Source organism: Flavobacterium flavigenum (assembly GCF_027111255.2).
In the GTDB taxonomy this organism is placed as follows: Bacteria; Bacteroidota; Bacteroidia; order Flavobacteriales; family Flavobacteriaceae; genus Flavobacterium; species Flavobacterium flavigenum.
Window position 1 is genome coordinate 3,487,093 of the sequence record NZ_CP114285.2, and the last position, 11,910, is coordinate 3,499,002.

Sequence of the window (11,910 nt, forward strand, 5' to 3'; positions counted from 1 at the left end):
TCTAAAAATTCTGCGCTACGATATACCCGCTGGTCCAGGCATTCTGAAAATTAAAACCTCCGGTAATAGCGTCAATGTTTACAATTTCACCCGCAAAATACAGATTCTGGTGTAATTTACTTTCCATGGTTTTAAAATTGATTTCTTTTAAATCGATTCCGCCAGCAGTTACAAATTCTTCTTTAAAAGTGCTTTTTCCGTTGACCTGAAATTTTGCCTGCGTTAATTGTAAAGCTAAACTTTGTAATTGAATTTTGGATAAATCCGCCCATTTTGTTTCTATTTCTATCGAAGAAGCTAAAACCAGACTTTCCCACAAACGGTTAGGAAACTCAAAAGGTGATTTTTTTGAAACGGCTTTTTTGGCATGTGCCTGTTTTAATTCTTTCAGGATTTTCTCGGCATCTTCGGTATCAACATCATTCAGCCAATTGACGAAAATCGTAAACTGATAATTTTTATCATGAAGGATTCTTGCTCCCCAAGCCGAAAGTTTTAGGATTGCCGGACCACTCATTCCCCAATGGGTAATCAATAAAGGTCCGGTTGATTCAAGTTTAGTGTCTTTTACGTTTACGGTAACTTTTGCCGCAACTCCGGGTAATTCTTTAATTCTTGGATCTTTGATATTGAAAGTAAATAAAGATGGAACCGGACTAACAATAGCGTGACCTTGTTCCTGAAGCATTTCCCATATTTTTGGATTGCTTCCGGTTGCCATAATCAATTTTTCAGCAGCATAATTATCAGTTTGCGTATCGATTTTCCAGTGGTTTTCTTTTTTGAAAATAGACTGAACGATTTGTCCTGTCAATATTTTGATACCTAATTTTTCTGTTGCTTTTAAGAAACAGTCAATTATCGTTTGAGACGAATTTGAAATCGGAAACATTCGCCCGTCTTCTTCAATTTTAAGTTCGACACCATGTTTTTCGAACCATTCAATAGTATCTCCTGAACAAAATTGATGAAACGGCCCGCGAAGTTCTTTTTCGCCACGCGGATAAAATTTAATCAATTCATTCGGTTCAAAACAAGCGTGTGTTACGTTGCATCTTCCGCCTCCGGAAACACGGACTTTAGAAAGCACTTCTTTTCCTCTTTCTAAAATGGCAATTTTCAGCTTCGAATTTTTTTCAGCAATATTGATTGCGGTAAAAAAACCAGCTGCGCCTCCGCCAACTATGATGATGTCGAAATTTTTGATCATATTTTTTTGAGCTGCCACGAATTCACTAATTTATTCTCAAAGATTGTCAAAAAATAATTCGTGAATTCGTGGCTATTTAAACTTTATATTTTGTCTGGATTATCAGAGATAATTCCGTTTACTTGATAACTTTTTACTTTTTGTATATCTTCTTCAGTGTTAACAGTCCATGGTAAAACCCAAAAACCTTTTTCCTGCATTTTGCGAACATTTTCTGCATTCAATAATTGAAAATCCGGATGAATTGCTCTTGCTTTTATCGATTCGGCGAAAGCCAAAGCGCCATCCAAATCTTCTTCTGTTAAAACACCAATCGGGATATTTGGATTTAGGTTTTGCACTTCTTTTAAAGCATTCCAGTCAAAACTTGAAATGATAAAATGTTCGTAGTTCCAGCCTTTTTTATTGATGTATTCTTCAATCAATGAAACCACATTTTTTGAAGTATCGGCATTTTTTAACTCCACGTTGATGAAGCATTTTTTGTCTACTAAATCAAAAACTTCGTTTAGAGTAGGAATTTGAAGTTTTTCAGCGATTCGAAATGACTTTAATTCGGCTAAAGTATACGAGTTGATATCGCCTTTTCCGTTGGTCATTTTATCGATTGTATCGTCGTGCATTACGATGATGTGTCCGTCAGCGCTGAGGTGAACGTCCAGTTCAATTCCGTCTGAATTTAAGTCTAAAGCTTTTTGAAAAGTCTCAAGCGTGTTTTCGGGTTCGTATGCTTTGGCACCTCTGTGAGCTATTTTTAGCATTTTCTGAGTTTTTTCTAACCGCAAAGGTCGCAAAGTTTTCCGCAAAGGGCACAAGGAATTTATAAAAAAATAAATAGCAAATTGAAGCACTTCCTATTTAATTTGCGAGCAAGCCGATTTTAACTCTATAAATAAAAAAGTTATTTTAAAAAAAAACAGACAGACTGGTCTGTTTTTTTATATCTTTGTTGAGCAATTAAGGAATTATGAGTTTACCAAAAGAAAGAATATTAGAAAAAGCCTCTGTTTTATTTCATCAGCAGGGTTATAATAGTACAGGAATTAACCAAATTATAAGTGAAGCAAATGTTGCAAAAGCAAGCTTTTACCAACACTTTAAATCTAAAGATGACTTATGTATCGAGTTTCTGAACAGGAGACATCAATATTGGTTTGAAGAACTTTCAAATTATACTTCAAATTCAAAAAAACTGGAGGCAAAAGTTATTTCTGCTTTTGATTTCATTATCTATATGAATGAAAAAGAAAATTTCAGAGGTTGTTGTTTCTTGAATATCTTATCCGAAATATCAAAAGAACAAGAAAATATTCTTACGGTTATTCAAGCTCACAAAAATGATTTGAGAATTTTCTTTAAACAAGTGCTTGAAGATGAATTATTAGCCACACATATTTATCTTCTATTTGAAAGCGCTATCATAGAAAGCCAATTATTCAAATCAAATGAAATCGTAAACAAATCCAAATCAATAATAAACAGTCTAATTTAAAAAAAATACAAAATGGAACAAAAACATCCGCTTCCACCTTTTACACTGGAAACCGCAAAACAGAAAATTCAGATGGCCGAAGATGCCTGGAACTCACAAAATCCAGAAAGGGTTTCGTTAGCTTATACTATTGACAGTGAATGGAGAAACCGAAGTACATTTGTTAATGGGAGAGAAGAAATTGTAAAATTCTTAACTGATAAATGGAATAGGGAATTGAATTATAAGCTCAAAAAAGAGTATTGGTCGCATTCGGAAAATAGAATAGCTGTCAGATTTGAGTATGAATATCAAAACAAAGACGGAAAATGGTTTAGAGCTTACGGAAATGAAAATTGGCAATTTGACGAAAATGGATTAATGGAAAAGAGATACGCAAGTATAAATGACATTGAAATAAATGAGTCAGAAAGATATCTGTAAAATGAACAGCAGGTAACTGCGGCTACACGCCATTGCTCGTTTTCGGTAAATTGAACGTTTTATTTTGATAACTCCGTTCAGAGCAGCTGAAAATATTCTGCTCTAAACACCCCCACAGGCGTGTAGCTGCGAACCTTAGAAAACTAAGCTTCTATTTTTTAAATATTTTTTTACTGCAATTCTAAAACCAAAGCTGATTTGGGTTCCAAAGTAATTTCAGAACTTAAATCGAATGTTTTTCCTGTGATAACATCTTTTCCTGATGTATAGTTTTTAATGCTTTCTTTAAAACGATTGGTTTTTACAACTTGCTCTTTTGCATTGTTATTAAAAACCACCATTACCGTTTTAGCATCTGTGTATCTGAAATAAACATAGGTATTATTCTCCGGAATATAATGTGTCATTTTTCCGAAGTGAACCGCTTCATTTGATTTTCTCCAATTGAATAATTTTGAAGTGAAATCAAAGTAAGCCGCTTGTTCTGGAGTTCTTCCTTCTTTTGTGAAAGCGTTGTTTTTATCGCCAGCCCATCCGCCCGGGAAATCCTGACGAATATCAGCATCTCCGCCTTTACCTTTGTCTCCGCCCATTCCAATTTCGGAACCGTAATAAATCTGTGGGATTCCGCGAACTGTAGCAAGTAAAGTCATAGCCAGTTTGTATTTCGCTAAATCATATTTAAAGGTATGATTCATGCGATCTGTGTCATGATTTTCGGAAAAAACCAAAAGATTATTAACGTTAGGGTATAAATAATCCATTGCAAAATTGTTGTAGAATTTAATCAGACCTCCATCCCAATTCGGCGTGTCGTCGTTGAAAACCGAACCAATCTGGCTTTGAAGCGTAAAATCCATTACACTTGGTAAATTCGAATTATAGTCCTTAATAGCGCCAATTTTACTGTCTTTCTGCCAATAGGCTAAGCTTGCCTGATTGTGCATCCAGATTTCGCCCACAATATTAAAATTTGGATATTCATTCGTAATTGATTTAGCCCAATTTGCCATTGCTGTCGGGTCTGAGTAATTATAGGTATCAACTCTGAAACCATCCAAATTGGCGAATTCAATCCACCAAATAGCATTTTGAGTTAAATATTTTGCCACAAGCGGATTTCTTAAATTTAAATCCGGCATTGAAGGCACGAACCAGCCATCAACGCAAACTTCCTGATCGATTTTTGAAGCGTGAATATCTGTAATTACTTCACGTCTGTGATGTGTTTGAGTGTATTTTTCAAACTGATTGATCCATGATTTGGTCGGTAAATCTTTCATCATCCAATGTGTGATTCCCCAGTGATTCGTCACATAATCCATAACCAGTTTCATATTTCTTTTGTGCATTTCTGCAGCAAGTCGGGCGTAATCGTCATTTGTTCCGTAACGAGGATCGATTTTGTACACATCAGATTGTGCATAGGTATGATAGGAATACTCCTTGTCGTTGTCTTCGCATAAAGGGGTGCTCCAAATCGTCGTTGCGCCAAGAGACGAAATATAATCAAGGTTTTTGATGATTCCTTCGATATCGCCGCCGTGACGTCCGCCTGGTTCTGCGCGGTTTCCTTTTTCTGTTAAATTAGCATTGCTATCGTTTTTCGGATTTCCGTTTGCAAAACGATCCGGCATAATCAGGTAAATCAAATCTGATGCATCGTAGCTTTTTCTGTCGGCAGAATTGGCTCTTCTTTCTTTAAGGGAATATTTTTGGGTAAAAGCAACTTTGTTTTTCAGTTTAAACGAAAAAGTAAGTTCCGAAGCTTTTACATCTTTTGTATCAATGGTTAAAAACAGATAATTTGGATTTTCGGTTTTCTCGACATTTTTAATTGCAACATTGTTGGAAACCGAAGCTTCGTATTGTGCCATATTTTTCCCGTAGAACATAATCTGCAACTCAGGATTCTTCATTCCGGCGTACCAGAAAGGTGGTTCTACTTTTTGGATTTGTGCTTTCGCGGAAGCGGAAAACAACAAAACCAAAAGGGCTAATTTATAGATAAGTGATGTTTTTTGGTTTTTCATAGTAAAGATGAATTTAAACCATATAAGAAATGTAAGAACATTTAAGACAAAAATGGGGGAGATTTCTATTTAAATGTACTTACATTTCTTATATGGTTAATTTAAATTATTTCGTTTCAATAATACTAATCGCATATCCTCCTCCAGGAGCAGAAAACTGAGATAATTTTGATTTATTGGTTACAGCAATTTTCTTGATGGTATAAGCTTGCGGATTTGTTTTGTAATGCGCCTCTTTTGCATCAGCATAAATAGTTGCCGTGTATTTTTTGCCTTTTTCAAGGAAACTGAAATCGATGTTTGAAGTACGCGGAGTTTCTCCGTTTACGTTTCCAACGAACCAATTGTTTGTTCCTTTTGCTTTACGGGCAACGGTGATAAAATCTCCAGGTTCAGCCTCGATATATTTACTTTCTGACCAGTCAACCGCTACATCTTTGATGAATTGAAAAGCATCTGGAAAACGGTTGTAATTCTCCGGAGTATCAGCCGCCATTTGTAACGGGCTGTACATTGTAACGTATAAAGCCAGTTGATTACAGATTGTACTGTTTACATGTGATTTATTATCAGGATTCAATTTACTGATATCCATTTCGAAGATTCCCGGAGTATAATCCATTGGCCCACCAATTAATCTTGTAAAAGGTAAAACAGTAACGTGATTTGGTTTAGAACCACCAAAAGCCTGGTATTCTGTTCCTCTTGCCGCTTCGTTTCCAATTAAGTTTGGATACGTTCTTGCAATTCCTGTTGGACGAACTGCTTCGTGAGCGTTTACCATAATTTTGTAATCTGCCGCTTTTTCAATTGCGTACTGATAGTGGTTTACAATCCATTGGCTGTAGTGGTTTTCACCTCTTGGCAAAATATCACCCACGTAACCACTTTTTACAGCATCGTATCCGTTGTCTTTCATGAATTGGTAGGCTTTATCCATGTGGCGCTCGTAGTTGCGAACAGATCCTGAAGTTTCGTGGTGCATGATAATTTTTACGCCTTTCGATTTTGCATATTCGTGAAGCCCTTTCACATCAAAATCTGGATAAGGAGTCAAGAAATCAAAAACATAATCTTTAGAATGACCAAACCAGTCTTCCCAGCCTTCGTTCCATCCTTCAACTAAAACAGCGTCGAAACCATTTGCAGCAGCAAAATCAATGTATTTTTTTACGTTGACGTTGTTTGCTCCGTGTGTTCCGTTTGGTTTTGCTTTCGCGAAATCTGTAACACCCAATTGAACTGTTGGATAGTCGTTTGTGTATGACCAAGAGCTTTTTCCTGTAATCATTTCCCACCAAACACCAATATATTTTACTGGTTTAATCCAGGAAGTATTGTCAATTTTTGATGGATCGTTTAAGTTATACGTCATTTTTGAAGCTAAAATTTCTCTAGCATCATCGCTCACCATAATTGTTCTCCAAGGCGAATGACTTGGTGCCTGGATATAACCTTTATCTCCTTTTGCGTCTGGTGTTAACCAAGAAGTAAAAGTCATGTTTTTATCATCTAAATTCAGGTGCATGCAAGAATAGTTGATCAAAGCCGCTTCGTGCAAGTTAATGTAGATTCCGTCATTTGTTTTTAACATCAAAGAAGTCTGAACTCCTGTTGGTGAAAAAGATTTTTGAGAAACGTTTGCCGTATATGCTTTTTCTGCTAAACCTCTGATTTCAGACAATTTCGATTTGGTATAATCGTATTCCTGAGTGTCATAATCTCCCGGAATCCAGAAAGCGGTATGATCGCCAGTCATTGCAAACTGAGATCTTTCTTCTTTGATTACGAAGTAAGTCAGATTTTTTTGTGCCGGGAATTCATATCTAAATCCTAAACCGTCATCAAACAAACGAAAACGGATTACGATTTGTCTGTCTGTACTTTTTTGGTTTAAAGTAACTGCTAATTCATTATAGTGATTTCTGATGTGATCCACTTCTCCCCAAACCGGTTTCCAGGTTTCATCAAAAGTTGAAGTTTTAGTATCAGTAATTGTAAAATCGTTTAGTAAAGATTTTTTGTCATCCTTCAGTTCAAGACCTAATTTACTGGTTTTTACAACTTCTTTGTTTTTGTATTTTAAGTTGTAAGTTGGAGTTCCGTCGCTTTGAAGCGAAAATTCCATTACGAACTTTCCTTCGGGTGATTTTAATTGCTGCGCCTTAGCAATCGTGCTAACCGCAAACAAAACTAAACTGGCGAAAAATAAGTTTTTCATGTTTTTAGATTTTTAGAGAATTGTAATTTAATTAATTTGTGCGAGTTTACCAGCCGTTATAGTCATGCCATTTACTATAATGTCTAAATCCTGATCGCCATCTACAGTAAAAGTAGTTTCAGTATGACTTACTGTAACTTTCAAAATCTGATGTCTGAAATTGATTTTAAACGAATACCCTTTCCATTCTTTTGGGATTTTTGGAGAGAAATGAAGCTGGTTATTTTTAACACGCATTCCGCCAAAACCTTCCACGATACTCATCCATGTTCCTGCCATTGACGTGATATGACAGCCTTCTTCTACTTCTTTGTTATAATCGTCTAAATCCAAACGAGAAGTTCTTAAATAAAAGGTATATGCCATGTCCATTTTATCTAAAGCTGCAGCCTGAATCGAGTGTACGCAAGGCGAAAGCGAACTTTCGTGAACCGTAAAAGATTCGTAAAATTCGAAATTGCGTTTTAATTCTTCTTTAGAAAAATGATCTTCGAAGAAATAGAACCCTTGTAAAACATCGGCTTGTTTAATGTACGGCGAACGTAGAACACGATCCCAGGACCATTTTTGATTAATTGGACGCTGTGATTTGTCTAAATCTTTTACGCGGACTAACTCTTTGTCAAGGAAACCGTCTTGCTGCAAATAAATCCCTAATTCCTCCGATTTTGGGAAATACATATTATCTGCCACTTTTTTCCATTCTTTGATTTCTTCTGACGAAAGATTGACTTTGTCTAAAATTCTTTTGTGATCTGACGGATATTCTTTTGCAACTTTTTCAATTTGTTCTGAAGCAAAATCGATACACCATTTAGCAATATAATTGGTGTAGAAATTATTGTTGATGTTGTTTTCGTATTCGTTTGGACCTGTAACACCCAAAATCACGTACTGATTTTTGTCATTAGAAAAAGAAGCCCTCTGATGCCAGAAACGCGCAATTCCGATTAAGACCTCTAATCCTTTTTCCGGAATATATGAGTAATCTCCAGTGTAACGGTTATAGTTATAAATTGCAAAAGCAATCGCACCATTTCTGTGGATTTCTTCGTGTGTGATTTCCCATTCGTTATGGCATTCTTCACCATTCATGGTTACCATCGGATACAAAGCTGCACCGTTTTTGAACCCTAAATTGTCATTCGCATTTTCAATAGCTTTATCCAATTGATTGTAACGATACGTTAACAAGTTTCTTGCCACCTGTTGATCTTTAGTCGCCATATAAAAAGGAATACAATACGCCTCTGTGTCCCAATAGGTTGATCCGCCGTATTTTTCTCCCGTAAATCCTTTTGGACCAATATTCAATCGGCTGTCTTTTCCGGAATAGGTTTGGTTCAATTGGAAAATATTGAAACGAATTCCCTGTTGTGCTTTAACATCACCTTCAATAGTGATATCTGACATTTCCCAAACTTTTGCCCAGGCTTCAATTTGATTTTGACGTAAAGTTTCATAGCCTAAACCAACTGCAGTTTTGATTACTTTTTCGGCTGCAGCCAAAGTATTTTCGTGGTTTAAAGAAACCGTGTAACCTCCAATTTTCTGAATAGATGAGGTTTGCCCCTTTGCAATAATGGTTCCGTAAGTAAATTGCACTTTATCAATTGTCGAATCAATTGCTGAAGGCGAAATATGGATGTTTTCACCATTAGCCAAAATTGTATTGTGCATAAAAGTCGTTACCTTAAAATGCGTCTTAAATGTTTGTGCCGTTACAAAAGCTTCACTGTTTGATTTTTTAACCTCTAATGGTTCCCAGAATTTTTCATCCCAATTGGCGTCTTCATTGGTTACACCAGCGTCAATATAGGGTTTATAAACAATCTTGGCGTCTTTGTTTAAAGGGGTAATATCATATTTAATGATTCCTGCTTCATCTAAATCCAGAGAAAGAAAACGACGGACATTAACGGCGATTTCGGTTCCGTTTTTTAAAACCGCTTCAAAAGAACGATTGTACCATCCTTCTTTCATGTTCAGTTCCCTGCGAAAGTTTCGAACCTCATCACATGCATTTAAATCGAGGCTTTCTTCGTTAATTTCGATGTTAATTCCAATCCAGTTAGGTGCATTTAATACTTTGGCAAAATATTTCGGGTAGCCGTTTTTCCACCAGCCTACTTTGGTTTTATCCGGGTAATAAATTCCGGCAATGTAACTTCCCTGAAAAGTCTCGCCGGAGTACGTTTCTTCAAAATTGGCCCGCTGTCCCATAGCCCCGTTCCCAAGGCTGAAAAGACTTTCAGAAGATTTGACCTTTTCGGTATCAAATCCTTCTTCAATGATGGACCAGTTGTCTGGTTTTATATAATCCTGATTCATTTCTTTCTTAATTAGATAATTAGAAAATATGTCCATTTGATAATTATTTGACTGTTTCTTCTAATTTGATTTTATCTGTTAATTGATGATTTATACTATTTTATTATTTGATAATTTTCCATTTCTAATTATCAAATGGACACATTTTCTAATTGATTAACTTTTGGATAAAACTTTCCTCGATAAGAGTGAAGTCCTTGAAAATGTATTCCGCTTCATGTAGAATTGTTTCCTCACCAATTCCAATACTTACCATTTCTGCGATGTTTGCTGCCTGAATTCCGGCAACAGAATCTTCAAAAACGATTGCATTTTTTGGCTCAATGTTAAGCAACTGAGCCGCTTTTAAGAAAACTTCAGGATCTGGTTTTGCATTACTGACGTCATTTCCGTCAACAATAGCATCGAAGTAAGACAGAATCCCTGTTTTCTCTAAAATTGGCCTTGCATTTTTACTGGCAGAGCCCAATGCGATTCCCTGATTTTTATCTTTCAATAATTGCAGAATTTTAAAAACTCCCGGAAGAATTTCACTTTCATCCATATCAACTAAATACGATAAATAATCCTCATTTTTCTGAATTAACATTTTGTCCTTTTCAGCCTGAGAAACCTGGACATTGCCTAATTCTAAAATGATATCCAAGGACCGAACACGGCTAACACCTTTAAGTAATTCGTTATGTTCGTGTGTAAAATTTATATGTAATGCTTGCGCGATTTTTTGCCAGGCCAAAAAGTGATATTTGGCGGTATCGACAATGACTCCGTCAAGGTCGAAGATGAATGCTTTTTTCATTAAAAAGGAGAATTCTTTAATTTATGATTTTAGAATAGCGTCGTCTACATCTTTTACTTTGTAGACTAAAAGTGCAGCAATTAAGAAACTTATGCCACTTGTGATCAGGGCATAAATTGCATCGCCATCATAAAGATATTTTACAATTGGACCGCCAATTAATGCGTTTACAATTTGTGGAATTACAACAAAGAAGTTGAAAATTCCCATGTAAACCCCCATTTTTTTAGGCGTAATTGAGCCGGCAAGAATCGCATAAGGCATTGCCAGAATGCTTGCCCAGGCTACTCCAATTAAAATCATTGGCAAAACGACCCAGTTTTCATCTGGCATGAAATAAATGGAGATTAAACCAATTCCTCCAATTATTAATGAAAGTGAATGGGTTGCTTTTCGGCCGATTTTTTTAGCAATGTAGGGTAAGAAAAACAAAGCGACTATAGCAGAAACTAAATTGTAAACACCAAATAGAATTCCGACCCAGTCACCAGCATTTTGGTATTGCTGGCTCGAAGTGTCACTAAGCGGTAATTTGTAAATATGGTGTGCAATGGCCGGAGTTGTAAAAACCCACATTCCGAATAAACCAAACCACGAAAAGAATTGCACCCAGCTCAACTGCCGCATGGTGGCAGGCATTTTTGCAAAATCTGTGAGAATATCTGTGATTTTTGATTTTTCTTCAGAATCAGGAATCACCTCATTTTGCGGATCTTCAAATTTGGCCAGTTCTTCAGGTGAGTATTCTTTAGTTGTGAATAAAGTTACCAAAATGGAACCAACTAAAACTGCTGCTCCAATGATAAAGGACAACATCAGGTTTAACGGAACACTACCGGGAACGGTGCTGTTTGGTACATCAAACCATTTTGTTAAAACGTAAGGAAGTGCTGAACCAATCACGGCTCCAAAACCAATTAATGAAGTCTGAATACTAAATCCTGCAGTACGCTGGTCTGTACGCAAATTATCTCCAACAAGTGCACGGAAAGGCTCCATAGCAATGTTAAAAGAGGCGTCCATAATCATTAACATTCCGGCTCCAACCCACAAAGCGGGCAATACTGAAATGAAAATATTGGCCTGTGGCATCAGGATTAATCCAACAGAGGCTAAAATTGCCCCAACTAAAAAGAAAGGTTTTCGTCTGCCAAATCTTCCCCATGTCCTGTCACTGTAATGACCAATGATCGGCTGTACTATCAATCCCATAAGGGGAGCAATAATCCAGAACCATGAAAGCTCATGGACGTCGGCACCAAAGATTTGCAGAATTCTGCTGGCGTTTGCATTCTGAAGTGCAAATCCCATTTGTATCCCCAGGAAACCGAAACTCATATTCCAAATTTCCCAGAAACTTAATTTACGCTTTTCCATTATCGTAATTTGTGAAAATTATAC

The 11,910-nt window shown here is 36.4% G+C and carries 9 protein-coding genes; 2 read left to right on the forward strand and 7 right to left on the reverse strand.

All coding sequences use genetic code 11. The features are described from left to right. Window position 1: 1 nt before the first annotated feature. Together OZP09_RS14415 and OZP09_RS14420 are read right to left on the reverse strand one after the other, a co-directional pair. On the reverse strand, window positions 2-1,210 hold the full coding sequence (locus OZP09_RS14415; protein ID WP_269234436.1) for a BaiN/RdsA family NAD(P)/FAD-dependent oxidoreductase: 1,209 nt from the start codon (window positions 1,208-1,210) through the stop codon (window positions 2-4). An 83-nt stretch (window positions 1,211-1,293) separates the two neighbouring features. Continuing rightward, on the reverse strand, window positions 1,294-1,971 hold the full coding sequence (locus OZP09_RS14420) for a glycerophosphodiester phosphodiesterase (RefSeq protein ID WP_269234437.1): 678 nt from the start codon (window positions 1,969-1,971) through the stop codon (window positions 1,294-1,296). Window positions 1,972-2,177: 206 nt separating this feature from the next. Between OZP09_RS14420 and OZP09_RS14425 the strand changes: the two genes are divergently transcribed. Both OZP09_RS14425 and OZP09_RS14430 read left to right on the forward strand, forming a co-directional pair. Next, complete coding sequence (locus tag OZP09_RS14425; RefSeq protein ID WP_269234438.1) at window positions 2,178-2,702, forward strand: TetR/AcrR family transcriptional regulator; 525 nt, start codon at window positions 2,178-2,180, stop codon at window positions 2,700-2,702. A gap of 12 nt (window positions 2,703-2,714) precedes the next feature. Continuing rightward, entirely contained in the window at window positions 2,715-3,125 is a 411-nt protein-coding gene (locus tag OZP09_RS14430; RefSeq protein WP_163391948.1) for a nuclear transport factor 2 family protein, read from the forward strand. Window positions 3,126-3,295: 170 nt separating this feature from the next. Here the strand turns inward: OZP09_RS14430 and OZP09_RS14435 are convergent, their stop codons facing one another. The 5 genes from OZP09_RS14435 to OZP09_RS14455 form a co-directional block, all read right to left on the reverse strand. After that, the gene (locus tag OZP09_RS14435; RefSeq protein WP_281309570.1) at window positions 3,296-5,158 is read right to left on the reverse strand and encodes a glycoside hydrolase family 13 protein; all 1,863 of its coding nucleotides are present in this window, start codon (window positions 5,156-5,158) and stop codon (window positions 3,296-3,298) included. Window positions 5,159-5,264: 106 nt separating this feature from the next. After that, window positions 5,265-7,379, reverse strand: a complete 2,115-nt coding sequence (locus tag OZP09_RS14440; RefSeq protein ID WP_281309571.1) for a glycoside hydrolase family 97 protein — start codon at window positions 7,377-7,379, stop codon at window positions 5,265-5,267. Between the two features lie 27 nt (window positions 7,380-7,406). Further along, window positions 7,407-9,710: a glycoside hydrolase family 65 protein gene (locus tag OZP09_RS14445; protein ID WP_269237883.1), complete on the reverse strand. Its 2,304-nt coding sequence runs from the start codon at window positions 9,708-9,710 to the stop codon at window positions 7,407-7,409. A 148-nt stretch (window positions 9,711-9,858) separates the two neighbouring features. Continuing rightward, on the reverse strand, window positions 9,859-10,509 hold the full coding sequence (gene pgmB / locus OZP09_RS14450) for a beta-phosphoglucomutase (protein WP_269234439.1): 651 nt from the start codon (window positions 10,507-10,509) through the stop codon (window positions 9,859-9,861). Window positions 10,510-10,530: 21 nt separating this feature from the next. Then, complete coding sequence (locus tag OZP09_RS14455; protein WP_269234440.1) at window positions 10,531-11,886, reverse strand: MFS transporter; 1,356 nt, start codon at window positions 11,884-11,886, stop codon at window positions 10,531-10,533. Window positions 11,887-11,910 lie beyond the last annotated feature (24 nt).